This window comes from Paraburkholderia sp. MM6662-R1 (assembly GCF_050436245.1).
Taxonomy (GTDB): domain Bacteria; phylum Pseudomonadota; class Gammaproteobacteria; order Burkholderiales; family Burkholderiaceae; genus Paraburkholderia; species Paraburkholderia tuberum.
The window spans coordinates 777,891-801,852 of the sequence record NZ_JBNDLV010000001.1 but is presented as its reverse complement, the minus strand read 5'-3'; the positions used below and the strand labels follow the sequence as shown (position 1 = coordinate 801,852).

General features: G+C 64.2%; 20 protein-coding genes, 2 tRNA genes, 5 pseudogenes and 1 riboswitch. Of the genes and pseudogenes, 16 read left to right on the top strand and 11 right to left on the bottom strand.

The genetic code is table 11. From position 1 onward, the window contains the following. Positions 1–17: 17 nt before the first annotated feature. The 7 genes from OKW39_RS03895 to OKW39_RS03865 all read left to right on the top strand — a co-directional run bounded on the left by OKW39_RS03895 (position 18) and on the right by OKW39_RS03865 (position 7,157). Entirely contained in the window at positions 18–665 is a 648-nt protein-coding gene (locus OKW39_RS03895; protein WP_429562112.1) for a DUF1826 domain-containing protein, read from the top strand. A gap of 24 nt (positions 666–689) precedes the next feature. After that, positions 690–1,910: a zinc metallochaperone GTPase ZigA gene (gene zigA, locus OKW39_RS03890; RefSeq protein ID WP_429361518.1), complete on the top strand. Its 1,221-nt coding sequence runs from the start codon at positions 690–692 to the stop codon at positions 1,908–1,910. A gap of 140 nt (positions 1,911–2,050) precedes the next feature. After that, positions 2,051–3,244: a CobW family GTP-binding protein gene (locus OKW39_RS03885; protein ID WP_429562111.1), complete on the top strand. Its 1,194-nt coding sequence runs from the start codon at positions 2,051–2,053 to the stop codon at positions 3,242–3,244. Between the two features lie 62 nt (positions 3,245–3,306). Further along, positions 3,307–4,653 carry a cysteine--tRNA ligase gene (gene cysS, locus OKW39_RS03880; protein WP_429562110.1) on the top strand — a complete coding sequence of 449 codons (1,347 nt, stop codon included), beginning with the start codon at positions 3,307–3,309 and terminating at the stop codon, positions 4,651–4,653. Then, entirely contained in the window at positions 4,650–5,210 is a 561-nt protein-coding gene (locus OKW39_RS03875) for a carbonate dehydratase (RefSeq protein ID WP_090804292.1), read from the top strand. Before cysS ends, OKW39_RS03875 begins: the two co-directional genes overlap by 4 nt. A 16-nt stretch (positions 5,211–5,226) precedes the next feature. After that, positions 5,227–5,799, top strand: coding sequence for a 6-pyruvoyl trahydropterin synthase family protein (locus tag OKW39_RS03870; RefSeq protein WP_429336306.1), 573 nt, complete (start codon positions 5,227–5,229; stop codon positions 5,797–5,799). Further along, complete coding sequence (locus OKW39_RS03865) at positions 5,793–7,157, top strand: dihydroorotase (protein ID WP_429563447.1); 1,365 nt, start codon at positions 5,793–5,795, stop codon at positions 7,155–7,157. The genes OKW39_RS03870 and OKW39_RS03865 overlap by 7 nt, the downstream gene beginning before the upstream one ends. Positions 7,158–7,170: 13 nt before the next feature. On the opposite strand, the pseudogene hisI reads toward OKW39_RS03865, so the two are convergent. The 4 genes and pseudogenes from hisI to OKW39_RS03845 all read right to left on the bottom strand — a co-directional run. After that, positions 7,171–7,572 (bottom strand): annotated as a pseudogene (gene hisI / locus OKW39_RS03860) (phosphoribosyl-AMP cyclohydrolase); the annotation flags it as partial. Between the two features lie 55 nt (positions 7,573–7,627). Further along, entirely contained in the window at positions 7,628–7,852 is a 225-nt protein-coding gene (locus OKW39_RS03855) for a hypothetical protein (protein ID WP_090804297.1), read from the bottom strand. A gap of 118 nt (positions 7,853–7,970) precedes the next feature. After that, on the bottom strand, positions 7,971–8,498 hold the full coding sequence (locus OKW39_RS03850) for a Fur family transcriptional regulator (RefSeq protein ID WP_429562109.1): 528 nt from the start codon (positions 8,496–8,498) through the stop codon (positions 7,971–7,973). Between the two features lie 41 nt (positions 8,499–8,539). Beyond that, entirely contained in the window at positions 8,540–8,809 is a 270-nt protein-coding gene (locus OKW39_RS03845; protein WP_429336307.1) for a hypothetical protein, read from the bottom strand. Between OKW39_RS03845 and OKW39_RS03840 the strand changes: the two genes are divergently transcribed. Next, positions 8,783–9,205 (top strand): hypothetical protein, encoded by a 423-nt coding sequence (locus tag OKW39_RS03840; RefSeq protein ID WP_429563510.1) that lies wholly within the window; start codon positions 8,783–8,785, stop codon positions 9,203–9,205. The two genes, OKW39_RS03845 and OKW39_RS03840, sit on opposite strands and share 27 nt — an antisense overlap. A gap of 47 nt (positions 9,206–9,252) precedes the next feature. On the opposite strand, the pseudogene OKW39_RS03835 reads toward OKW39_RS03840, so the two are convergent. Then, positions 9,253–9,411: pseudogene (locus OKW39_RS03835) on the bottom strand (SET domain-containing protein-lysine N-methyltransferase); the annotation flags it as partial. Positions 9,412–9,677: 266 nt separating this feature from the next. Beyond that, a riboswitch (cobalamin riboswitch) is annotated at positions 9,678–9,821 on the top strand. A gap of 274 nt (positions 9,822–10,095) precedes the next feature. Here OKW39_RS03835 and OKW39_RS03830 point away from each other — a divergent pair. Genes OKW39_RS03830 through OKW39_RS03815 form a run of 4 tightly spaced genes read left to right on the top strand, consistent with a single transcriptional unit; the run spans position 10,096 to position 15,198 of the window. After that, positions 10,096–12,309 (top strand): TonB-dependent receptor, encoded by a 2,214-nt coding sequence (locus tag OKW39_RS03830; RefSeq protein WP_429562108.1) that lies wholly within the window; start codon positions 10,096–10,098, stop codon positions 12,307–12,309. Positions 12,310–12,329: 20 nt separating this feature from the next. Further along, the gene (locus tag OKW39_RS03825) at positions 12,330–13,139 is read left to right on the top strand and encodes an ABC transporter ATP-binding protein (RefSeq protein ID WP_429361507.1); all 810 of its coding nucleotides are present in this window, start codon (positions 12,330–12,332) and stop codon (positions 13,137–13,139) included. Further along, the gene (locus OKW39_RS03820) at positions 13,136–14,143 is read left to right on the top strand and encodes an ABC transporter substrate-binding protein (RefSeq protein ID WP_429562107.1); all 1,008 of its coding nucleotides are present in this window, start codon (positions 13,136–13,138) and stop codon (positions 14,141–14,143) included. Before OKW39_RS03825 ends, OKW39_RS03820 begins: the two co-directional genes overlap by 4 nt. 2 nt (positions 14,144–14,145) lie before the next feature. Continuing rightward, on the top strand, positions 14,146–15,198 hold the full coding sequence (locus tag OKW39_RS03815) for a FecCD family ABC transporter permease (RefSeq protein WP_429361503.1): 1,053 nt from the start codon (positions 14,146–14,148) through the stop codon (positions 15,196–15,198). A 119-nt stretch (positions 15,199–15,317) separates the two neighbouring features. On the opposite strand, the pseudogene OKW39_RS03810 reads toward OKW39_RS03815, so the two are convergent. The 3 pseudogenes from OKW39_RS03810 to OKW39_RS03800 all read right to left on the bottom strand — a co-directional run. Then, positions 15,318–15,464: pseudogene (locus tag OKW39_RS03810) on the bottom strand (GTP-binding protein); the annotation flags it as partial. Between the two features lie 106 nt (positions 15,465–15,570). Beyond that, positions 15,571–15,711, bottom strand: a pseudogene (locus OKW39_RS03805) (GTP-binding protein); the annotation flags it as partial. Positions 15,712–15,997: 286 nt separating this feature from the next. Then, positions 15,998–16,829, bottom strand: a pseudogene (locus tag OKW39_RS03800) (metal ABC transporter solute-binding protein, Zn/Mn family). Between the two features lie 29 nt (positions 16,830–16,858). Between OKW39_RS03800 and OKW39_RS03795 the strand changes: the two are divergent. Continuing rightward, the gene (locus OKW39_RS03795) at positions 16,859–17,221 is read left to right on the top strand and encodes an SMEK domain-containing protein (RefSeq protein WP_429363717.1); all 363 of its coding nucleotides are present in this window, start codon (positions 16,859–16,861) and stop codon (positions 17,219–17,221) included. A gap of 1,052 nt (positions 17,222–18,273) precedes the next feature. Here the strand turns inward: OKW39_RS03795 and OKW39_RS03790 are convergent. Together OKW39_RS03790 and OKW39_RS03785 are read right to left on the bottom strand one after the other, a co-directional pair. Beyond that, positions 18,274–18,360, bottom strand: a tRNA-Leu gene (locus tag OKW39_RS03790). A gap of 226 nt (positions 18,361–18,586) precedes the next feature. Beyond that, positions 18,587–18,673, bottom strand: a tRNA-Leu gene (locus OKW39_RS03785). A gap of 409 nt (positions 18,674–19,082) precedes the next feature. Here OKW39_RS03785 and rnr point away from each other — a divergent pair. The 3 genes from rnr (at position 19,083) to rpiA (ending at position 23,512) form a co-directional block, all read left to right on the top strand. Next, positions 19,083–21,566, top strand: a complete 2,484-nt coding sequence (gene rnr / locus OKW39_RS03780; RefSeq protein ID WP_429562106.1) for a ribonuclease R — start codon at positions 19,083–19,085, stop codon at positions 21,564–21,566. A gap of 132 nt (positions 21,567–21,698) precedes the next feature. Further along, the gene (gene rlmB, locus OKW39_RS03775) at positions 21,699–22,442 is read left to right on the top strand and encodes a 23S rRNA (guanosine(2251)-2'-O)-methyltransferase RlmB (protein WP_184029367.1); all 744 of its coding nucleotides are present in this window, start codon (positions 21,699–21,701) and stop codon (positions 22,440–22,442) included. A 374-nt stretch (positions 22,443–22,816) separates the two neighbouring features. Further along, a complete protein-coding gene (gene rpiA, locus OKW39_RS03770; protein ID WP_018418246.1) occupies positions 22,817–23,512 on the top strand; it encodes a ribose-5-phosphate isomerase RpiA in 696 nt (231 codons plus the stop codon). Between the two features lie 49 nt (positions 23,513–23,561). Here rpiA and OKW39_RS03765 read toward each other — a convergent pair whose 3' ends face one another. Then, complete coding sequence (locus OKW39_RS03765; protein WP_429361499.1) at positions 23,562–23,804, bottom strand: hypothetical protein; 243 nt, start codon at positions 23,802–23,804, stop codon at positions 23,562–23,564. Positions 23,805–23,962: the final 158 nt, after the last annotated feature.

The window sequence follows — 23,962 nt, the reverse complement described above, 5'->3', positions numbered from 1 at the left end:
CGATTAAGGAAGCTGTGATGCATGCGCAAGAAGCCGACGTCTGCGATCAGGCGTACAAAAACCTGGCGGGCGAACTGTCGGCGATCCACGATCCGCTGCGTGAGATCGCGTGGGCAGCGCGTTTACGCGACGCGCGCGTGAGCGGCTATCTGGATGCCGTCGTTCGTTCAGGTATTGATTCCGCACGCTGGATGGCGCAGTGGAAGAAGGGTGAGCCGGTGGTCGATGGCCCGTGGCCACGGCTGCAGGGGGGCGCGGTGTTCGGGCGCGAGTTGTCAACGCTTGCGGCGACGCTCTGCGTACTGCTCGACAGTCGCAGTGCAAGGCTACGCATTGAGGTAACAAGGCAGACGACGTGTCCGCGCTTTCATGTGGACAACGTGCCGGCGCGGTTGCTATGCACGTGGCGGGGCCCCGGCACCGAATATCTTGAGGGCCGGTGTGCCGATCGCAGCCGGCTCGGGCCGGACAGCGGCGGCCTGCCGGACGGGGGCTCGGGCCTGATTCTCGACAGTGCGGGTGTTCACCGCATTCCCACCTTCACCGTTGCCGTCCTCAAGGGCGAGCGGTGGCCCGATGCGCGCTCGCACGGGGCGATTCACCGTTCGCCGGCAATGCCGCCCGACGCCAGCCCCCGCGTCATGGTTGCGATCGATATCCCCTGATACAGAAATACAAGGAGTCATTTCATGGATGCACGACTGCCGGTTACGGTCCTTTCAGGCTTTCTCGGCGCGGGCAAGACGACGCTGCTCAATCACATTCTGAACAACCGGGAAGGGCGGCGCGTCGCCGTCATTGTCAACGACATGAGCGAGGTGAACATCGATGCCGCGCTCGTACGTGACGGTGACGCGCAGCTCTCGCGCACCGACGAGAAGCTGATCGAGATGAGCAATGGCTGCATCTGCTGCACGCTGCGCGAGGACCTGCTGCTCGAAGTCAACCGCCTGGCGAAAGAGGGACGATTTGACCAGCTCGTGATCGAATCGACCGGGATCTCCGAGCCGCTGCCTGTGGCCGAGACCTTCACGTTTGCCGACGAGAGCGGTCAGAGCCTGTCCGATGTCGCACGCCTCGATACGATGGTCACCGTAGTCGACGCGTTCAACTTCCTGCGCGACTACAGCTCACAGGACAGTTTGCAGTCGCGCGGAGAATCGCTCGGCGATGAAGATGAGCGTACGGTCGTTGACCTGCTGATCGAGCAGATCGAGTTCTGTGATGTCATCGTGCTGAACAAGGCCGACCTGATCGGCGTTGCTGACCGTGAGCGACTGATGGCGATCCTGCACAGTCTGAATCCCCGGGCCCGCATCGAGATCTCGGAATTCGGTCGCGTGCCGCTCGCCCGCGTACTGGATACGAAGCTGTTCGACTTCGAGGAAGCGTCGAAGGCGCCGGGGTGGCTCAAGGAACTGCGCGGGGAGCACACGCCCGAGACGGAAGAATATGGCATCCGCAGCTTCGTGTGGCGCGCACGGCGTCCGCTGCATCCTGAGCGCTTCGGGGCGCTGGTCAACAGCGAATGGCCGGGCGTCGTGCGCTCAAAGGGGTTCTTCTGGCTCGCGAGCCGTCCCACGCACGCGGGCTCGTGGTCGCAGGCGGGCGCGGTGTGCCGCCACGGCATGGCGGGCCTCTGGTGGGCGGCAGTGCCGAAATCGCACTGGCCGACCGATCCCGAATCCCTCGAATTCATCAACCGCAACTGGGAGCCGGACGTCGGCGATGCGCGCCAGGAACTGGTACTGATCGGTGTCGACATGAACGAGCCGGCACTGCGCCAACGCCTGGATGCGTGCCTGCTGACCGACGCTGAAATGGCTGAAGGCCCGCAGGCATGGACGCAGTATGACGACCCGTTCCCTGCGTGGGGCGGCCGCGTGCCCGAGGAAGAAGGCGCGGTATGACCCCGCGAGCCGGCGCGACGACACGTCGTTCGCAGCGTGGTGGGCAACGCCCGACGCGGCGGGGGCGCGGGTCCCGTACGGGCACCCAGGCACAACCGCTAGATCTTGGAAAGCTGGACATACCACACGGGGAGTGCGCGATGGACCTGATTCCGGTAACGCTGCTGACGGGTTTTCTTGGCAGTGGCAAGACGACGGTACTGAACCGGCTGGTGCAGCAGCCGGAAATGGCCGATGCGCTGGTGCTCATCAACGAGTTTGGTGAGATCGGGCTCGATCACATGCTCATCGCCCACAGCCGTGAGGACATCGTGGTCGAGATGAGCAGCGGCTGCCTGTGCTGCACGATCCGGGGCGACCTGGTCCGCACGCTTAAGGATATCCACTGGCGGTTCTCGCGCGACGGTCGGCGGCAGTTCAGCCGGGTAGTGATCGAGACGACCGGGCTCGCGGACCCGGCGCCGATTGTGCATACACTGGCCACGCATCGCGACCTGCGCGAGCGCTACCGGCTCGATGGGCTGGTGACGACGATCGATGCGCGAAACGCGGAGGCGACGCTCGACGCGCACGCCGAGGCGGTCAAACAGGCCGCGATGGCAGACAGGCTGCTGCTGACCAAGACGGATCTCGTGGACGTGGAGACGCTGGAACGGCTCACCGATCGGCTGCATGCGATCAATCCGGCCGCGGGCATTATCCGCGTCAGTCACGGTGAGCTGGCGGCAAGCCGGATACTGGACCTGGGTCTTTTCACGGCAGACGGCAAGATTGCGGACGTCGAACGGTGGCTCGCCGAAGAGCAGTATGGTTCAGGCGACGATGGACATCACCACGGCCGGGCCCATCACGACCACCATCATGTGGATCACCTTGCGCATGCGCAAGGTGACGGGCCCGGACACGGCGATCACGAAGCGCAGGAAGCTCATGCCGATGAGCCGCACGAGCATGGTGAACACCCGCGTCATGACCATGCACATGACGTCAACCGGCACGACGACCAGATCCGCGCGTTCTGCTTCACGGTCGAGGAGCCCATTCCCGAGCAGGTACTGACCGACTGGCTCGACGTGCTGCTGTCGCTGATGGGGCCGTCGATGCTGCGGATCAAGGGCATTCTGAACGTCGAAGGCGAGGACAGGCCGATCGTCATCCATGGCGTACAGCACGTCTTTCACCCGCCGGTGCCGCTCGACGCCTGGCCGGGTGAGGACCGGCGTTCGCGGATCGTGTTCATTACCCGCGCGGTCGAACGTGAAACGGTCGAATCGACTTTCCGGCTGTTCAGCGAGGTGGGCGCCATCCGTGCGCAGGAGACGCATTCCGGATGACGAGGCTCCCCATTGCGCTCTACAACACGCTGACCCGCCGTAGGGAACCGCTGCAGACCGGCATGCCCGATGCGGTCACGTTGTACGTGTGCGGTCCCACCGTGTACAACTACGCGCACATCGGCAACGCACGGCCGGCAGTCGTGTTCGACGTGCTCGTGCGGCTGCTGCGCAGGCGCTACCGCTCCGTGCTCTATGCGCGCAACCTCACGGACGTCGATGACCGGATCAATGAGATGGCGCGCCGCGACGGCGTGCCGATCGGCAACATCACGTCGCGGTATATCGACGCGTACCACGAGGACATGCAGGCGCTCGGCGTCGTTCCACCGGACATCGAGCCGCGCGTGACAGAGCATATCCCCGACATCGTCGGGCTCATTGAAACCCTGATCGAAAGGAAACACGCCTATGTGGCGGAAGGGCACGTACTGTTCCATGTCCCGTCCTTTACGGAGTACGGCCGGCTGTCGGGGCGCCGCACCCGGGACATGATTGCCGGGGCGCGGGTGGAAGTGGCGCCATACAAGCGCGATCCGCTCGACTTCGTGCTCTGGAAACCTTCGAGCGACGACATCTCGGGCTGGGACAGTCCATGGGGGCGCGGCCGCCCGGGATGGCACATCGAATGTTCAGCGATGATCGGGCGACATCTGGGACGTACCATCGACATCCACGGTGGCGGCCAGGACCTGATCTTTCCGCATCACGAGAACGAGATCGCGCAGGGCGTCTGCGCGCACGATGGTGAGCCGTACTGCCGGATGTGGGTACATAACAGCTTCGTCACCGTGGACGGCCAGAAGATGTCGAAGTCGCTCGGCAACGTGCTGCTGGTGCGCGATCTGCTCGCGCACGCGCCCGGCGAGGCGCTCAGGCTGGCGCTGCTTTCGACCCACTACCGTCATCCGCTCGACTGGAGCGTGCAGCGGCTACAGGCGGCATGCCGGACGCTGCAGCGGGCCTATATGGCGCTCGATGCCGTCTCGGGACTTCCGCATCTTGGGACCGGACCCGACAGCGAGGTGGAGGCGTCCCTCTCGAATGACCTGAATGTACCGCGCGCGCTCGCCCGTCTGTATCGGCTGCTGGAGGATCTTGAGCAGGCTTCCCAGGGATCGGCGCAGCAATGGGCGAAGGCGTGCCTGCTGGCGTCCGCACAACTGCTCGGCCTGTTGCAGCAGGAACCGGCTCAGGCACTGGTGGCACTGCGCGGCCGTATCGACGCGACATCCGTCACGGAAGACGCGTGGGTGGAATCAATCGTGGCCCGCCGCGCCGAGGCACGCCGGCAGTACGCGTTTGGGGAGGCCGATGCGCTGCGCGACGAGCTGCTGCGCGCCGGTATCCAGATCGAGGACACGCTGGAAGGGACAGTCTGGCACCGAAGTCACGGAGTCCTGGCATGATCCGCAAAAATCCACGTGGGGACCTGCCTGTGGTCCACGAAAGCGCGTTTGTTGATCCGACCGCCATCCTGTGCGGACGGGTCATCGTCGGCGCGAATGTATTCATCGGCCCGTACGCGGTGATCCGTGCCGACGAGACGGATGCGCAGGGCGGCATTGAACCGATCCATATCGGCGCGCACTCGAACATCCAGGATGGCGTTGTGATCCACTCGAAGTCGGGCGCTGCGGTAACGGTCGGCAGCCATACATCGATCGCTCACCGCGCGATTGTGCATGGTCCCTGCGAAGTCGGCGACCGTGTGTTTATCGGCTTTAACAGCGTGCTGTTCAACTGCACCGTCGGTGAAGGCTGTGTGGTCCGCCACAATGCCGTAGTTGACGGCTGCAACCTTCCCGCAGGCTTTTACGTGCCGTCGACCCAGCGCATCGGGCCGGGCACCGACCTGTCGACGATTCCGAAGGTGACTGCCAGTGCGTCGGAGTTCTCCGAGGACGTCGCCCAGACCAATGTGAGGCTCGTTCAGGGATACCGCCGCATCGCGAACGAATTGTGACCGTAGGGGATGACTGATGTTGATCCGCAAGCTGTTTTCGTTTGAAGGTGCGCATGTCGTGCGGCATGCGTCATCGCATCGTTGTGCATGGTCGATCCACGGCCATTCCTATCGCGTGGAGATCATTCTCGAGGCCGATGCGCTCGATCACGGCCAGATGGTCTATGACTTCGGCCTCCTCAAGGGGGAGGTCCGGGAGATCGTGGACGCGTTCGACCATACGCTCGTGTTCTGGAACTGCGACGACCCGGCGTACATGGAGATGTGCCGTAGCCATTCGCAGCGCTGGATTGCCCTGCCGGTGTCGCCCAGCGCGGAGCAGCTCTCGCGCGTGTTCTTCGTGCTGGTCGATGTGGTGATGCGTGCGATGCCGATGCGTAACGGCGAGGCGGATGTCACCGTCCAGTCGGTGATCGTGCATGAGACGGCGACCGGCTACGCACAGTGCTTCCGGCGCGATGCCTACAATCCGCGCATGGGGCTGGTCAGTCCCGCCCTGATCGGATTCTCGGATGCCGTGCGCCGGGAGGCGACGACCGGTATCCTGGATGAACTGACCAGCGCTATTGCGTGCGCACCGGCATGCTGACGTCGATGGGCGCAGCGAGCCGTCATGCCGACCTGCTCGTGCGCGGCGGTACCGTGGTCAGATTGGAAGGAAGTGGGCAGGCGGACATTGCCTGCGTTGACGGCCGGATCGTTTCGATCGACGCGCGCGGCTGGAGCGCCGACCAGGTCGTGGATGCACACGGCCTGCACGTGCTGCCTGGCGTGATCGACTCACAGGTCCATTTCCGCGAACCGGGCCTCGAGCACAAGGAGAATCTCGAAGCGGGCACGCGAGGCGCGGTGCTCGGTGGCGTGACGGCCGTTTTCGAAATGCCCAACACCAGTCCGTTGACGCTGCGCCGCGACGACCTCGAACGGAAGATCGCGGCAGCGTCAGGACGCGCGTGGTGTGATATCGCGTTCTACATCGGTGGCTCGTCCGTCAACGCTGGTGAGCTGGGCCACCTGGAAGCGTTGCCGGGCTGCGCCGGCATCAAGGTTTTTATGGGCAGCTCGTTCGGCGATCTGCTCGCGGATGACGACGTTGTACTACGGCGCATCCTCGAGCACGGCCGGCGGCGGGTGGCCGTGCATGCGGAGGACGAGGCGAGACTGCGCGCGCGCCGGTCAATCGCAGAAGCATCGGGCGACGTGCGCGACCATCCGCGCTGGCGTGACGTGGATAGCGCGCTCGATGCGACGCGCAGGATCGTCGGCATGGCGCGCGAAACAGGACGGCCGCTGCATATCCTGCACGTTTCGACGGCGGAAGAAATCGCGCTGCTGGCGTCGCACCGGAGCCGGGTGACAGTCGAGGTATTGCCGCACCACCTGACCCTGTGTGCGCCCGAATGTTATGAGCGGTTGGGCACGCTTGCGCAGATGAACCCGCCGGTCCGCGAGGCCCGGCACCGGGAGGCGCTGTGGCGCGCGCTTCGGGAGGGACGAGTGGACACGCTGGGCAGTGATCACGCTCCGCATACGCTGGAAGAGAAGGGCCGCCCGTACCCGCAGTCACCCAGCGGCATGCCGGGCGTGCAGACGTTATTGCCGGTCATGCTCGATCACGTCAGCAAGGGACGGCTGTCGCTGCAGCGTCTGGTGGAACTGACGAGCGCGGGTCCGGCGCGGGTGTTCGGGATAGCGGAAAAGGGACGCATCAACGTGGGCTACGACGCCGACCTGACGCTCGTCGATCTCAAGGCAAAGCGCGAAATCACGAACCGCTGGACCGCAAGCGTCTGTGGCTGGACGCCCTACGATGGCATGCGGGTGACGGGGTGGCCGGTCGCCACCATCATTCGTGGCCGTGTGGTGATGCGCGATGACGCCGTGCAGGGATACCCAGTGGGACAGCCGGTCCGCTTCGACAGGGCGATGGCGATCACGCCGGCATGACGCCCGGAAGCTGTCAGAGCTGCGTGGGATTGGGCGCGTCGCCGTACACGGCGACGGGGTCAAACGTCTTCGCACCTTCCGTGAACCGCAAGGTTGCTTCGGGCAGGTCAACCGCGCGGTAAAAACAGCTGCGATAACCGACGTGGCAACTCGCGCCCCTGCCCGCCACCTCGACGCGAATCCACAGCGCGTCCTGGTCGTCGTCGATGCGCATCTCGACTACGCGCTGGGTCAGTCCGCTCGTCGCACCCTTGGACCAGAGCGTCTGGAGGCTGCGGCTCCAGTAGTGGGCGATACCGGTCTCGATCGTCCGCGCAAGGGCTTCCCGGTTCATATAGCCGACCATCAGGACGTCGTCCCGGCCCGCATCACTGACGACGCAGGGAATCAGTCCATCAGGGCCAATTCTGGGCGAGAGCGAGCGACCTTCCTCGACTTCGGTGACGGATGTTTATGTCACACCCGATGCATCATGCCCGAAGTGACGTGTTTTCCAGCGCGGCAGCAAACCAGCCCAGCACCCTTTGCAGGTGCACTTCGCCGTAGAGCCGCGCAAACCGCTGTGTCTCGGCATTGTCGGGGTCGCCGAGTACGGCCAGCCGTGCCTGGATGAACGCCGGCGTCAGCGTGATGCCGCACTCGTGCTCAATGCAGTGCTGCCAGTCATCGAAGCTCTGGGGAATCGGCGAGGTCATGGGTACGGCGGGCGCCAGCGGAAAATCCCATGGTAGCAGGGTTGGTTATTAATGCAACAAAGTGGCGTTAATAACCTGATTTCGGACCCGCCGAATCAGGTGCAATGATCTTGCGTGCTCACACGCCGTGGGTCGAGCAGTCGCGGCAGGTACCGTGAATCGTGACGGCAGAGTTCGTGCTATGAACGCCGCGGCGGCTAAGCTTGCGCTCTATCCGGGCGAGCACACCGGCCAGTTCCGGATCTTCCGGAAGCGCAGAAATGTTGTGGCAATGATCGCACTCGAAATAACCAGTGGAGGTCTCGTGCACTGCGATTGCATGGCGCCAGGCCCGGTCAGATCCCTGGATTCGGGTGAGCAGGCCAACGGCAGTCAGCCGGTCGAGGATCCGGTAGAGGGTCACGCGATCCACTTTTCCCGCGCCTGTAGCGGCGCCCAGATCGCGGGCGAGTTCTTCGTGCGAACGGGGCTGTTCGGCGCCCTCCAGGCGTTCGAGCACGGCAACGGTAAGCGCGGTGGAGCGCAGCCCCGCCTCGCGCAGGCGCGATGGCCAGTCGGTAGGAGCGTGTGGTGGATGTTTGCGCGGAGAGTGGCGGGTAGGCATGGATGACCGTGGATGCAACTGTCCAATGATGGAATGATACATCGTCCCGCGCGGGCAAGGCCACGCGGGTCGTATGGTCGTCGTCATGGACCTGGCGGCATGCCTTGGTCGAACAGCGGTTGCAGGCCATCCTCCGCAGCGATGGCCATCGGACGCCCGACTGCCGTCTGCCGGCCGCCTGCCGAGCGCTCGAGCCGGTACAACGCGCCGAAGGCGAAGGACGGCGGTTGCATTCCGGCACCGAACACAGCCTCGCCACCGCGTCGCACGCTGTCCGCGAGCCATGACATCAGGCGCAGGTGATAGGGGTTGCGGGCAATTTCACCATGGTGACAGGTCAACGCCTCGATCATGGTCGCGACGATCGAGCTGTCGAGTTCGACGAGCGTGTTGGGCTGCTCAAGCGTGCCCCAGAATTCTGTCTGCGCAAGCCAGACGGCGTGGGTATGGTGCTGCAGGGCGTCACATACGAGCCAGTGGACACCGATGTGCGTCGCAGAGCCATCACGCTCGTGCGGGCAGAAGACGATGCGCGGCCGATAGTCGTCGAACAGCGCAGCGAGGCGGTCGACGTCACGGGCCCAGCCTGCCGGGTCGGCGCGGCGACGCGCTGGCGTGACCGGCTGGCGACCGTCGATGGCTGGATCGAGCAGCGCAAAATCAAGCCGGGTACAGGCATGGCACAGCTCGTTCCATCGTTCACTGCGGCGGCATGGAGGTACACGCGCAGGATCCCCTGGCGGTCGTAGTCTTCAACCGCCTCGCAGTTCGGTGCGCAACGATGATCGATCCAGCGGGCGGCGTTCCCGCCGGTGCCCGCATCAATGCAGTAGCGGCCGTCACCGTCACCCAGCGCAAACAGAAAGGTGTGGAACGGGTCTTCGGCGTTGACGGGATGCTGGCGTCGTGCTGCCGCGTGGGTAATGCGCGCCCCCCTGTATTCGATGATGCGCATGCCGCGCGGAATGTCGGCAACGGCAAAGACACCCTTGCCATGGATGGGACTGCGTCGGATCTGGATCAGGCGGGGCATGAATGCAGGAATGTATGCGGTGAAGCAGACTCAAGTATAGCGTTCCCTTTTCTAATTATCGCAACTGTGTTGCGTTTACGATGCGGGTTAGATATCGTTCTGCCGGAATCGCGGGCGATCCGACCGCTGGCGCGATGACCCCGACGTGAAGCGGGCAGCCTGCACGGGCAGGCATGCGCTAGCCAGGCCGGGGCGCGGGGGAATTGAGTGTGCGATCGATTAGAATTGCGCACGCAAAGCCCGGAAGCTGGTGCAAATCCAGCGCGGTCGCGCCACTGTGACCGGTTTCCTGAAACCGGGAGTCAGACCTGGGCCTTGTCTTCCTTCACCTGTCATGGGGCGCGAAACCCCAGGAGAACCGCCATGACCTGCATCGTCAGTGTCCACCGGGCATCGGCTGCCCGTTGCTTCCTCTTTTTCTCCCGTCGTCTGTGTTGACCCGGTAAGTTTCGCCGGTCAGTACGGCATGCCTGGTTCGTGTTTCCGGCAATCGTGCGGCGTTTCACTGCGTCGATGACATGGTGGATCGGCACGTGTGTCGAGCGCATAACAAACAGGCGCACCGCATACGGTAGCGCCAGAGAAAAAAGAAAAGAGAGCAGGACAATGAAGAAAATCTCGATCCTTTCGCCGTCGCGAACGCAGCGACGCCGCAGCCGTCAGCTCACAGCAGGGATGCTCGGCTGCGCGTGGCTGATCGGCTCGTCGTCCGCGTTTGCTGATGACGGCAGCGGCCCGGCGGCAGACAGCACGCAATCTGCGCAGGAGCCGGCACAGACGCTGCCGGCTGTTAAGGTCCAGGCATCGGGCCATACGGATACACCGGACCTGAGCACGCCGATCCGTACCGGCAGCCGGCTTGGACTGTCGAGCCTCGATACGCCGGCGAGCGTCGAGACGCTCACCGGTGAGCAGATTCAGGTGCGCGGCGACACCACGGTCAACGAGGCCATTACGCGTGCGGCCGGCTTTGCCACCGACGCGGCACCCGGCAATGGCGGCACGTCGGTCTCGGTGCGCGGCTTCAGCGGGCCGGAGTCGATCACGACGCTCTATGACGGCACGCGCATGTATCCTGGCGCAGGCACGGTGACCTTTCCGTTCGATACGTGGTCGGTCGACCGGATTGAGGTGCTGCGCGGTCCGGCGTCGGTGCTCTACGGTGAGGGTGGCATCGGCGGCGTGATCAACGTCGTGCCGAAGGCGCCGCAGCGCGACTACGCGACCACGGTCCAGCTCGGCGCGGGCGCCTATGGCGAGAAGCGCGTGGCGCTCGATACGACGGGCGCGCTCGGGCCCATGCTGTCATACCGCTTTTACGTGAGCGACGACCGCTCGAACGGCTGGGTACCGCGCGGCGATTCGCATACCACGGCGCTCGGCGGCGCATTGCGGCTCGACGTCGATCCGACCTTGTCATTCACACTCGACTACGACTACGGCCGCCAGAAGCCGGCGCGCTATTTCGGGATTCCGGTGCTCGACGGTGCGCTCAATCCGGCGTTCCGCTACCAGAACTACAACGTCGCCGATTCCGCGATCTCCTATTACGACCAATGGACGCGGCTGAACGCGAAGTGGCACGCCATGCCTGGCATCACGGTGCGCAACCAGCTCTATTATTTGCTGACCAACCGCCACTGGCACGATAGCGAGAGCTACGCCCTGCAGCCGGATGGCGATGTGTTGCGCAGCGATTACATCGAGATCCTCCATCATCAGCGGCAGATCGGCGACCAGCTCGACACGACGATCGACGGGCGTGCATGGGGCCATCAGAACCGGCTGGTCGTCGGCGCGGACTTCAATGTGATCTCGTTTGTCGATACAAGCAATTCACCATACGGCGGCTCGTCGATCGTGCCGGCATTCGGTTTCGATCCGGGCGTGTTCGACAGTCCCGATTCGACCGTGCCCGCGTTTCGCACCGTCACGCATCAGGCGTCCCTTTTTGCAGAGGACCGGTTCGAGCTGACCGAGCGGCTCGCGTGGGTGAGTGGCCTGCGTTACGACCATATCGACTTGCATCGCGACACGTTCGCGACTGCCACGACTGCGGCGTCGTCGTTCGACAGGACGTTCGCCCATACAGGATGGCGCACGGGCCTTGTGTTCTCGCTCACGCCGACACTGTCCGTGTACGGTCAGTACACGACCGGCACCGACGGCGTCAGTTCGCTGATTACGCTGTCGCAATCGAACAGTCAGTTCACGCTGTCGACCGGTCAGCAGTGGGAGGCGGGTGTCAAGCAGGAAGTGCTCGGCGGCCGCGGATCGTGGACCTTCGCGGTGTATCAGATCGTGAAGCGTAACCTCGTGAGCACCGACCCCCTGAACCCGGACCTGAGCGAGCAGGTCGGCCGGCAGTCGTCGCGCGGTGTCGAATGGTCGGGCGCGCTGCGGCTGGGCGGCGGCTGGTCGGTCGAGGCGAACGCGGCGCTGCTGCGCGCGCGGTACGACGATTTCGACGAGGCGGTCGATGGTCAGAGCGTGTCGCGCGCGGGCAACGTGCCCTACAACATCCCCGAGCAGACCGCGAACGTGTGGCTTGACTGGGCGTTCGCGCCTGGCTGGCGCGCGGGAGCCGGGGTGCAGTATGTCGGACGGCGCTTCGGCGACAACGCGAACAGCGTGTCGATTCCGTCGTACACACTGGTCGATGCGTCCGCGTCGTGGCGCGCAACGCGCAACCTGACGCTCGCGCTCTATCTGCGCAACCTGACCAACCGGACCTATGCGGTCTCCACGCAGAACGACGGCACCGAATGGCTGCTCGGCGCGCCGCGCTCGGGGTGGGTCACCGCGACGATGACTTTCTAGCCTCATTGATCGGCAAAGCCATGACCTCACTGCATATCGAAGAGCTAGGCTGGTCGCCGCCGTCGCGGGACGCGAGACGCCCGGACGACGGCGAGAGCCTGTTGCGGCGGATCGTGCTCGAAGTGCAGCCGGGCGAATTCGTCGGCCTGATCGGACCCAACGGCAGCGGCAAGACGAGCCTGCTGCGGTGTGCGTTCCGTTACGCAAGGCCGCACAGCGGCGCCGTCAGGCTGGACGGCGACGACGTCTGGGTCAAGTCCGGGCGCTGGGCGGCGCAACGCATCGCGGTGGTACAGCAGGACCCGCCCGACGACTTCGGCCTGACGGTGGAAGAGGTCGTCGCGATGGGCCGTACGCCGCACAAGGGGCTGCTTGACGGCGACACCGCCGTGGACGCAGCGCTCGTCGACGCCGCGCTGCACGATGTCGAACTCGATGCGCACCGGCAGCGGCCGTTCGCTTCGCTGTCGGGCGGCGAACGGCAACGCGCGCTGCTGGCCCGTGCACTGGTGCAGCAGCCGCGTGTGCTGATGCTCGACGAGCCGACCAATCATCTCGATCCGCGGCATCAGATCGAACTGCTCGGCCTCGTGCGGCGGCAGCGGATCACCACGTTGGCCACGATTCATGACCTGAATCTCGCCGCTGCGTTCTGCGACCGGCTGTACGTGATTGCCTCGGGTGAGATCGTCGCGTGCGGCACGCCGCAGGCGGTACTAACCGAGCCCTTGCTGAAGACGGTGTATGGCGTCGATGCGCTTGTCGACCGGCACCCGGTGACGGGACGTCCGCGCATCACGCTGATTACAGGACCGGAGTCCGGGACATGACGAAAAGGAAGACTTCCCTCTGGCGCGCGACGGCGGCCACCATTTTTTGCGTAGCCGCATCGTACGCACAGGCTGACCGTTATCCGGTTACCGTGCGCAGCTGCAACCGGGATGTGACGTTCGCGCGTGCGCCGGCGAGGGCGGTCAGCAACGATTCGAACCTGACGGAGATGATGCTCGCGCTGGGGCTCAGGACACGGATGGCGGGGTTCACGGGAATCGGCGGCTGGAAGACGGACGATCCGTCTCTGCGCGTACGCCTTGCGGGGATCCCGGAACTGGCGCGCCGCTATCCGTCCATCGAGACGCTCGTCGGCGCCGGTGCGGATTTCTATCTGGCCGGCTGGAACTATGGCATGCGCGTCGGCGGTCCCGTCACGCCCGAGGCGCTTGCACGCTTCGGCATCGCGTCGTACGAGCTCACGGAGTCCTGCGCGCACGTTATGCCGATGCCGGCGGCCTCGCTCGACGACGTTTATCGCGACCTGCGCAACCTCGGCGCGATCTTCGATGTGGACGCGCGTGCGGCGAGCGTTGTCGCGTCGATGCAGGCGCGTATCGCGACGGTGTCGCGTGCCCTGGGACCGGACCCGGTGCGCCCGCGCGTGTTCGTCTACGACAGCGGCGAGGACAAGCCGTTTACGGCCGGGGCGCTGGCGATGCCGACCGCCCTGATCGACGCGGCAGGCGGTCGCAATGTGATGGACGACGTTCAGCAGAGCTGGACGCAGGTCAGCTGGGAGAGCGTCGTCGCACGCAATCCGCAGGCCATCGTCATCGTCGACTATGGCGCCGTGACCGCCGCACAGAAAATCCGCTTTCTCACCGGCAATCCGGTGCTCGCAAATGTCGACGCGGTGCGCTCACGCCGTTTCATCGTCGTGCCTTACGATGCCGCGACGCCGGGCGTGCGTAACGCCGGGGCCGTCGAGACCCTCGCGCGGGGGCTGCATCCGGAGGTGTTCGGCGCACTGGCCGGTGCCGTTACCGGGGAGGCGCGCTGAGCATGGATACGCTATCGGGCGGCCGGCCGGCGTCGCGAACACGTCGTGGCGCGCTCATTCCCTTCACCTTGCTGGGTCTGGTGCTCGCCGGGTCGATCATGGTCGCAACAGGGCTCGGACCGGTGCCGGTTTCGCCGGGCATGACCGTCCGCATTCTGCTCCATCATCTGTCGGGCGATCTAACTGGAGCCGTACCGGCTGATGCGCAGGATGCGATCGTCTGGATGATCCGACTGCCGCGCGTATTGCTCGGAGTGGTCGTCGGCGCGGCGCTTGCGGTGGTCGGCGTGGCGCTGCAGGCTGCCACGGCTAACCGGCTGGCCGATCCGCATCTGCTCGGCGTGAGTTCGGGCGCGACGCTCGGCGCGGTGACCGCAACGCTGTGGCTCGGCGCCGTGTTCGGCCCGCTGACGCTGCCAGCCACGGCGTTCGCCGGCGCGCTCGCGGCGATGTCGCTCGCCGTCGCGCTGGGTGCGCGCGCCGGCCGGCTCGATTCGCAACGCCTGCTGCTGTCGGGGGTATCGGTGTCGTTCGTGATGATGGCGCTGGCGAACCTGCTGCTCTATCTTGGGGACCAGCGCGCCGCGTCGTCGGTGCTGTTCTGGATGCTGGGTGGTCTTGGACTGGCGCGATGGGACCTGCTGGGCGCGCCAGCCGCGTTCGCCGTCGGCGGCATGGTGCTGCTGGCCGCACGCCGGCGTGAGCTCGACGCGCTGATGAGTGGCGATGTCGCCGCCGCAACGCTCGGCGTGGATGTCGCGCGGGTGCGTCGCGAAGTGTTCGTCGTGAGTTCGCTCGTCACGGCCGCGATGGTCGCGGTGAGCGGTGCAATTGGATTCGTCGGGCTGGTTGCGCCGCATGTGTGCCGACGGCTGGTCGGTGCCGGCCACGCTCGGCTGTTACCCGCGTCGGCGCTCTTTGGCGCCGTGCTGCTGCTCTGGTCGGACGTGGCCGCGCGCATGCTCGCCGCGCCCGACGATCTGCCCATCGGCGTCGTTACTTCGCTCTTTGGCGGCGCGTGCCTTGTGTGGCTGATACGGGGCGAACGGGCGTAGCTCCCGTTCGCCGATGTCGCCAGTGTGGAACCGCTGGTTGCGTCGCAGCCGGCCAGCCTAAGGCAACCGTCCAGCCCCGCTGTGAAGACGTCTGCGGGGAGCTGTTTGCCGATAAAGACGATCTTTGTTTCCCGCAACTCGTTCTCCCGCCACGGCGTGCCAAGGTCGGCGCCGAAGATCATGTGGACTCCCTGGAACACAAGGCGCCGCTCCAGTCCCGCCACGTTCAGCACACCCTTGTAGCGCAGCATCGACGTGCCGTAAATCGTGACAATGGTGCTGAAGAAGGCTTTGAGCTTCTGCTGGTCGAGCGGGCGCGCGCGGGTTCATCTGCCGCAGCCGCTGCATCAGTGCCTGCGTTTGCGCTTCGCCGGCGAGGTCTGCCTTTGATACGAGGATACGGTCGGCGAAACCAACCTGTTCCTGCGCTTCGTGATGTTCGTCGAGCTGTGCATTCCCATGCCTGGCATCGACGACTGTAACGATCGGGTCGAGCAGGTAGTTTTCCTGCACTGTCGTCGTCGACGAAGAATGTCTGGGCAACGGGAGCCGGGTCGGCGAGTCCGGTCATGATTGATTCCCTGTCAATTAAGGTTGCTCGGTCCTGCGGGTATAACGATCAGACCGCCTTCGCGCATCGTGACGCCCAGCGCGGAGAAGTGCGCGGCCCCGACTGCCGGACGGCAAACGTCATGAGCTTGCGCGTGCGTTAATGGCATCACCCGCACCGTCGTCAACGATGGGACAGGGAAAGAGGGCGTCCGGGCATCGGTTGGGCGGAGCTGTAGCCTTCAACAGGCTAGCGCTTCAGCGCGGCCGATAGTGCGTCGGGTTGCGAACCCATCCACTGCTGGAAATTCTTCCCAGCGGGTAAAGTCTCGGTCACGCTGATGGCTGGTACGTGCGAGTTGCTCGCGAGCTTCAGCATGTGCCGGGTCATTGCACTGCTCGCCTGGCTGTTGTGGGACGTGTACGCGGCGAGCGGTCAAATCCGTCTCAAATGACGCGACATCCGCCGCACTCGGCTCTGTGTCGTTCATCGTTGCAAGCTGGAAGCGCTCGTTGCGCCTGTCCAGACCGATTGCACTCGTCATGTAACCAAAAACCGGCTCCGTCGCTGTCAACGGCACGTGCTCGTAGTGCCCTTTCAGGGCAGCGACCTTGTCGTCGACGGGTTTGAGCGAGTTGAGAAAGCGGTCCAGGCGAGCATCGTAGTCACCTTTATGCGCCGGATCGGTGGTTACCAGAGACGTATTCACCGCCTTCGCGACGGCGGGCATCGTCTTCGGGTCGTACCAGAGATGCGGGTTATCGCCGGACTTTCGTCCCATGAGTTGTGCCGCGACAATTGTCGTGCGGTTCGACCTTTTCGAGGCCGCCAATAGCTTTTCCATCGACGGGTCGTAATCAGCGCCGTTGTACACAACGAGCGCCGCACCCTGCAGCGCCCGCGCCGTCTTCGGACTGGCTTCAAACAGGTGCGGATCCTGGTCGGGATTGCTCAGGATGCTTGTGACCTGCACGTGGTGGTCGCCGAGCTGCCTAACGACGTCACCGTAAAAATCACGGCCGGACGGGTACCGACGGTGCCGCCGCCACCGTTTGGCTGCAGACGCCAATCGCAAGCGCAAGCGCGACGGGGTACAGCACGTGAGCAAGCCTGTTCACGAATTTCCTTGCGAATAGATGTAATCGCAATCGCCACGATCGCGAGCACACTGAGCGGATAGATGACCCACCCGCCAAGCTGCACGGCGTCCACAAGATTCATCCAGTCTTTCAAATCAAGAACGGAGGGTTCCTGTTCGACAGCACCCGGCTCACTGAGACTCTGATGTGTGATCTGCTATCGGACCTGTGCGGCTGGGGACCGTTCACGAAACTGAACATAGAAAATCCAAACCACCCCGCTATTGATCGTTTGTCGCTCGACGGGAAGATAGGGGCGCAGGTTACGTCGACACGAAGCATCGAGAAGGTGAAGGACGCAATTGAGAAGTTCGTCGCTGGATCCGAAACCTGAAAAACTCTATATCTTGATGCTCCGCGGGCGGCAAAACAGTAACAGCAGCGCAAGCCGAGTCTTTCTCTATTCAAGGACGTTGAAGCGGAAAGCCGTCGGCGAAACCTTCTCTCATGTGCGTAACGGACGCCCAGGTCTCGCGCTGCTAAACAGGTGTGAGGCAGCCTGACGAAGTTCAGCGTTGAATGCGGGCGGTGTGGGTCGTGAGCGGCCCATTCGACCTCGCGATGCACGTCGTGCCCAAAGCCGGCGCGAGCCTCTAACAAGGCGTTTCTGTAGGCCAACGCACGCGCCTGGAACCGCGATCCATCTGAAGGCTGAGGGGCCGTCACTGTTGCGTTCCAGCAGGCCGATGCCGGCGCTGCCCGCCTCGCACAGATCGAGCGCCATGTCTGGAGAGCGTCTGCAGCATGGCGCCGTCCGAGGCGGGCAGCGCCCGTGCCAGACGACGCATCGATTTGTTTTCAGCGGCGAAATCGTGTGGTCGATGCGCTCGCGTGCCAAGGGCCGGTGTGACCAGGCTGCCCGCGGGCCGTGCGCGGTCCGCTGCGGATTCGAACATGGTCGGCCTGGTGTGCCTCGCAACCGAGAACCTGCCAGGCAGCCACAACCCTCAGGTTCCCTACGCTCGCTTGCTGCCAAAGGAGCCCTGTCGGTGAACGGGGGCGACCACGCAGAAGAATTTGTGCTGAACTCAAATTTACGATCGCGACGAGATTAAGGCGCATATTGTCGGGATCGCCAAGCCGGCGCAGTAACTCGTCAGCGATCTTTTGTGACGCACGGTGTGGGCCATGCGGCATAGAGCGGCAAAGTGGTGAAGGACAAACTTTGCCTCATGTGTGGTGCCCGGTTATCGGGGAGGGAAAGATGCCAGGCGTGCGGTGAGTACGTTTTCCGGAGCTCGAACTTTCGTGTACTCGAAAACGTACTCATTCGACATTGCCTTCTAGTGGAACGCATATACCTTCCAGGCGCTTTCAAAAACAAAAAGCCCGCAAAGCGGGCTTTTTCACAAACGTCATCAACTAATTGATCTGGATCTATTTTTATGGTGCCCAGGAGAGGACTCGAACCTCCACGGTGTTGCCACCGCTAGGACCTGAACCTAGTGCGTCTACCAATTCCGCCACCTGGGCACGTCTTCAAGCTAGACGGCTATTTTAGCAAGATGATTAAGTTTGTCAATTCCTGCTTCAAACAAACTTGCTTTTCTCATCCGCTCGGTTGAACGCGCAGCGAAGTAATGCAATCGCTACTGAACCACCGTCCTGCTGATCCGGCAATCGAAACACAAACAACGATTTCGACTACCAGGCCTTACAAAAAAAGAGAGCCGCCAAAAGGCGGCTCTACTTTTGAATCTGGTGCCCAAGAGAGGACTCGAACCTCCACAGTGTTGCCACCGCTAGGACCTGAACCTAGTGCGTCTACCAATTTCGCCACCTGGGCAGGTGATGAACAGCAAAGACCGCAATTATAGCGACAGATTCCGACCTGTCAAGCGATTTGCCGAACGCGATTCAACCTCGCGGCGAGCCCGGCGCACTATGCGTCCCAACCACCGCCGCAGGCCCGCGTGGCGCCCGACACGGGTGTTAGAATGCCTCGCAGTAGTTCGTTGGCACGATGCACATCCGGCGTCCCGACGCGAGTGTCACTTGCGATCAGGCAGACGCGCGTCGGCTGGCGTCGAACGAGCCGGACCCAGGCAGTTTCCGGTGCAAATCGCAGTGGAGCAGAAGAGCAGAAAGCAGCAGGTGCAATGACCGAGCGCAGCCGCCGTGCAGATGCAGCCGAGCGCGACTGCGCGCATTACGCAAACGCCTTGCAGGCCGGATCACATCGCCGACCGACGTCCATGCAACGAGAAAAAATCATCGACAAGCCCTTGAGCAAATTTCCGTATCCGATTCCAAGCCGCGAAGAAATCCTCGGCGTGCTGCGCACGAGCGAAATGCCGCTTGCCGCGAACGACATCGCCGAAGCCCTGTCGATCAAGCGCCAGGAGCGCGAAGGATTTTTCAAGCGTCTCGGCGCAATGGAGCGCGACGGCCAGATCCGGCTCGATCAGCGCAATCTCTATCAACTGACCCATCCGTCGAACTTCGTCGCGGGCCGCGTCCAGGGCCATCGCGACGGCTACGGTTTCCTGATTCGCGACGACGGCCAGGACGACCTGTTCCTGCCCAACGGCGAGATGCAGAAGGTCATGCACAACGACCGCGTGCTCGCGCGCATCGTCGGCTATGACCGGCGTGGGCGGCCCGAAGGGCACATCGTCGAAGTCACTGACCGCGCGAACAAGCGCGTGATCGGCCGTCTGCTCAACGAGAACGGCGCGCTGATCGTCGCGCCCGAAGACAAGCGCATCGGCCACGACATCCTGATCACGCAGAACACCCGCAAGGCGAAAGTTGGCCAGGTCGTGGTGGTCGAGCTGACCGATTTTCCGAGCCGTCATTCGCAGCCGCTCGGCCGTGTGGTCGAAGTGCTGGGCGATATCGACGACCCCGGCATGGAAATCGAAATCGCGGTGCGCAAGTACGGCGTGCCGCACGAGTTCGGCGAGGCCGCGCTGGCCGAAGCGGCGAAGCTGCCCGACGAAGTGCGCCCGGCCGACATTCGCCATCGCGTCGATCTGCGCGACGTGCCGCTCGTCACGATCGACGGCGAGGACGCGCGCGACTTCGACGACGCCGTCTATTGCGAGCCGGTGCAGGTGGGCCGCGGCGATGGCTTCCGCCTGATCGTCGCGATCGCGGACGTGTCGCATTACGTGCTTGCGCAAAGCGGGCTCGATACCGACGCGATCGAGCGCAGCACGTCGGTGTATTTCCCGCGCCGCGTGATCCCGATGCTGCCGGAGAAGCTGTCGAACGGACTGTGCTCACTGAATCCGCAAGTCGACCGCTGCGTGCTCGTGTGCGACATGATCGTCACCGCGCGTGGCGACGTGAAGGCGTATCAGTTCTATCCGGGCGTCATGCATTCGGCCGCGCGGCTCACCTACACCGAAGTTGCCGCGGTACTGAAAAACACCAAAGGCCCGGAAGCGACCCGCCGCGCCGCGTTGCTGCCGCAACTGCAGAATCTGTATGGCGTCTACAAGGCGCTGTTCGCGGCGCGTCAGAAGCGCGGCGCGATCGACTTCGATACGACGGAGACGTACATCGTCTGCAACGCGCAGGGCAAGATCGAGCAGATCGTGCCGCGCACGCGCAACGATGCGCACAAGCTGATCGAGGAATGCATGCTGGCCGCGAACGTGTGCGCGGCGGACTTCCTCAAGCGCAACAAGCATCCGGGCCTGTTCCGCGTGCATGCGGGCCCGAGCGCGGAAAAGCTCGAGAACCTGCGTACCTTCCTGCGCGGCATGGGCCTGACGCTCGGCGGCGGCGACACGCCGCACGCGAGCGACTACGCCGCACTGATGGCGCAGATCCGCGACCGGCCCGACGCCTCGATGCTGCAGACGATGCTGCTGCGCTCGATGCAGCAGGCAGTCTACAGCCCCGACAACATCGGCCACTTTGGCCTCGCCTACGAGGCCTACGCGCACTTCACGAGCCCGATCCGCCGTTACCCCGACCTGCTCACGCATCGCGCGATCTACGCGATCCTGCAGGGCCGCAAGTATCAGCCGCAGCCGCCGCACGGCGTCGAGCTCAATACCGCACTGTCGCCGCGCGCCCGCGCGATGCAACAGGCCGACGAGGAAAAGCGGGGCGCCCGCGGGCGCGCGAACAACGTGGCGACCTGGGAAGAACTTGGGCTGCACTGCTCGGCGAACGAGCGCCGCGCGGACGAAGCATCGCGCGATGTCGAAGCGTGGCTCAAGTGCTATTTCATGCGCGACAAGCTCGGCGAAGAGTATGGCGGCATGGTCAACGGCGTCACGTCGTTTGGTATTTTCGTGCAGCTCGATTCGCTGTTCATCGAAGGCCTCGTGCATGTGACCGAACTCGGCTCCGACTACTTCCAGTACGACGAGATCAAGAACGAGCTGCGCGGCGAGCGCACCGGCATTCGCTACCGGCTGTCGGATCGCGTGCGCGTGCAGGTGAGCCGCGTCGATCTCGACGCGCGCAAGATCGACTTCCGCCTTGTGCGCGATACGCCGATCAAGCCGCCTTTGGCACGCGGTATCGCGGCGGACAAGGGAGAAGGCGCTGGCCCGCGCGTGCGCGTGATGCCGCCGGTGGAAAGTGGCGCGTCGGTGCCGGGTCCGCGGCGCAAGAGGGCCGCGCCCGCGCAGAGCGCGGCGGTCAAGGAAGCGCGCGTGGCGAGGAAGCACGGTGTCGCGACCAAGGCGGCGTCGAAGCAGGCACGCAAGAAGCGCTGAGGCTTTCACAGCGCCGGGACCGCGCGCAGCGGGCACGTGAGCACGTGCCGGTTGCGCGCGGTCTGCCTTTTGGTTTCATATTCATCACAGTGGCGCGCGTTGAATGCGCGCCCCATCAAAGGTTGTTCAGTCATGGCACGTCATAAGGTCTTATACGGTTTCCACGCAGTGACCGCGCGTATCCGGCACGATGCGTCGACGGTCGAGGATGTCTATTACGACGCGACGCGCAAGGACCGTCGTATGACCGAATTCCTGCACGCCGCGAAAGACGCGGGCGTGCGTCTGATCGCCGCCGACGAAACGCGTCTGTGGGGCCTCGCGCGCACGGAACGTCATCAGGGCGTGGTCGCGCGCGCGGGCGATCTGCCGCTTGCGCAGAATCTCGCCGAACTGCTCGACGGCATCAGCGGCTCGCCGCTGATCCTCGTGCTCGACGGCGTGACCGATCCGCACAATCTCGGCGCCTGCCTGCGCGTCGCCGACGCGGCCGGCGCCCACGCGGTGATCGCTCCGCGCGATCGCGCGGTGGGACTGAACGCGACCGCCGCGAAAGTCGCGAGCGGCGCGGCCGACACGGTCCCGTACATCACGGTCACGAATCTGGCGCGCGCGCTGCGCGAACTGAAGGACGCGGGTGTCTGGGTGGTCGGCACGGCCGACGACGCGCAGAAGAGTGTCTACGAAACGGAACTCGACGGGCCGGTGGCGCTCGTGATGGGGGCCGAAGGCGAGGGCATGCGACGCCTGACGCGTGAAACCTGCGATGTCGTCATGAACATTCCGATGGCGGGGACGGTGGAGAGTTTGAATGTATCCGTGGCTAGCGGAGTGTGTCTGTTCGAGGCTGTGCGGCAGCGGGCGGTGAAGAAGTAGTTTTTCTGTCGTCGTTCTTGTTGTTGGCCGATTGTGGGCGCCCGGAACGCGGTGGTGGTTCCGGGCGTTTTGCTTTGAGTGCGGAAAATACAGCTATTTGCGCAGGAGGCGCTTTAGTGTAGCCCCACAATTTGGCGCAAAAGCCAGTGTCGTATTCCCTTTCGAAAGCGGGATCAAGGTCCATCGGGTGCGCATTCATGAATAGATCAATTTCGCCGATCAATTCGTGATGGCGATGGATGATTCCTGTGTCTCAATGTGTCCAATCGTGTCCGGCAAACAAGCGTGGTCCGCGGCACAAAGCCACCCAAACCGGGCCTTCTCCGCGCCACTCCGGTAAACTACGGGTTTTTCACGCTTTCCCCGCCTCTCCCATGACTCAAGACGAACTCAAGCAACTGGTCGGCCAGGCCGCCGCCGATTACGTGAATGCCAACGTGCCGCAAGGCTCGGTGATCGGCGTCGGCACGGGCTCCACCGCGAACTGCTTCATCGACGCGCTGGCCGCCACCAAATCCCGCTATCGCGGCGCGGTGTCGAGTTCGCTCGCCACCACCGCGCGTCTGCAATCGCACGGCTTCAAGGTGCTCGACCTGAATGAGATCGACTCGCTGCCGGTGTACGTCGACGGCGCCGACGAAATCGATCACAGCGGCGCGATGATCAAAGGCGGCGGCGGCGCGCTCACGCGCGAGAAGATCGTCGCGTCGGTGTCCGAAGTATTCGTCTGCATCGCGGATGCGAGCAAGGTCGTCGAGACGCTGGGCCATTTCCCGCTGCCGATCGAAGTCGTGCCGATGGCGCGCACCGCGATCGGCCGGCGCGTGACGGCGCTCGGCGGCGTGCCCGTCGTGCGTGTGACGAAAGAGGGTGTGCCGTTCATCACCGACAACGGCAACGAGATCATCGACGTGAAGGGCTTGAGCATCAGCGACCCGCGCACGCTCGAGGCGCATATCAACGCATGGCCCGGCGTCGTCACGGTCGGCCTGTTCGCGGGCCGCGGCGCGAACCTGTGCCTGCTCGGCACGGACACCGGCGTGCAAACGATCACGTACGGCCAGAATTAAGCGAATTGCGTTTCTGTTCGCTCTGACGCGTGTGAGCCGCTCCAACGGTTCACACGCGTTTTTTGTTGCGGTCGTGCCGCACGATCCCGCTTATACCGCCCGCCGCGGCGGCAATCGCGCGCACCTGGCGGAAAATGCACGGCACCGTGCGCAGACAATTAGCCGCCGATGCCCGCCGCGCGATGCCCGACACGCGCGCGTCGCCGATCATCCGCGCGCCAGGCGCTTCGAAGCGCACGCGCAACGAACCGTCCGACAGCAGCACCACTGCGTCGCGCGCCGTGCAGCGCACGGCGAATTCCCCCAGGGCCGAACCCGGCCCTCCCAACTGACTGCTCCGATCGCCAAACGGCACGCGAGGCACTGCGGCCGTCGAGGTCGCTCGCCCGTCGCTCGCGCAGCGCTCCGATCGTAAAGGTGTGGGCTGGACTGGCGAGCAGGCGTGGGGCG

Coding starts and splice junctions, on each gene's coding strand:
- OKW39_RS03895 (WP_429562112.1), top strand. CDS start 18: ATGCATGCGCAAGAAGCCGACGTCTGCGATCAGGCGTACAAAAACCTG.
- zigA (WP_429361518.1), top strand. CDS start 690: ATGGATGCACGACTGCCGGTTACGGTCCTTTCAGGCTTTCTCGGCGCG.
- OKW39_RS03885 (WP_429562111.1), top strand. CDS start 2,051: ATGGACCTGATTCCGGTAACGCTGCTGACGGGTTTTCTTGGCAGTGGC.
- cysS (WP_429562110.1), top strand. CDS start 3,307: ATGCCCGATGCGGTCACGTTGTACGTGTGCGGTCCCACCGTGTACAAC.
- OKW39_RS03875 (WP_090804292.1), top strand. CDS start 4,650: ATGATCCGCAAAAATCCACGTGGGGACCTGCCTGTGGTCCACGAAAGC.
- OKW39_RS03870 (WP_429336306.1), top strand. CDS start 5,227: ATGTTGATCCGCAAGCTGTTTTCGTTTGAAGGTGCGCATGTCGTGCGG.
- OKW39_RS03865 (WP_429563447.1), top strand. CDS start 5,793: ATGCTGACGTCGATGGGCGCAGCGAGCCGTCATGCCGACCTGCTCGTG.
- OKW39_RS03855 (WP_090804297.1), bottom strand. CDS start 7,852: ATGACCTCGCCGATTCCCCAGAGCTTCGATGACTGGCAGCACTGCATT.
- OKW39_RS03850 (WP_429562109.1), bottom strand. CDS start 8,498: ATGTATCATTCCATCATTGGACAGTTGCATCCACGGTCATCCATGCCT.
- OKW39_RS03840 (WP_429563510.1), top strand. CDS start 8,783: ATGGTGACAGGTCAACGCCTCGATCATGGTCGCGACGATCGAGCTGTC.
- OKW39_RS03845 (WP_429336307.1), bottom strand. CDS start 8,809: ATGATCGAGGCGTTGACCTGTCACCATGGTGAAATTGCCCGCAACCCC.
- OKW39_RS03830 (WP_429562108.1), top strand. CDS start 10,096: ATGAAGAAAATCTCGATCCTTTCGCCGTCGCGAACGCAGCGACGCCGC.
- OKW39_RS03825 (WP_429361507.1), top strand. CDS start 12,330: ATGACCTCACTGCATATCGAAGAGCTAGGCTGGTCGCCGCCGTCGCGG.
- OKW39_RS03820 (WP_429562107.1), top strand. CDS start 13,136: ATGACGAAAAGGAAGACTTCCCTCTGGCGCGCGACGGCGGCCACCATT.
- OKW39_RS03815 (WP_429361503.1), top strand. CDS start 14,146: ATGGATACGCTATCGGGCGGCCGGCCGGCGTCGCGAACACGTCGTGGC.
- rnr (WP_429562106.1), top strand. CDS start 19,083: ATGCAACGAGAAAAAATCATCGACAAGCCCTTGAGCAAATTTCCGTAT.
- rlmB (WP_184029367.1), top strand. CDS start 21,699: ATGGCACGTCATAAGGTCTTATACGGTTTCCACGCAGTGACCGCGCGT.
- rpiA (WP_018418246.1), top strand. CDS start 22,817: ATGACTCAAGACGAACTCAAGCAACTGGTCGGCCAGGCCGCCGCCGAT.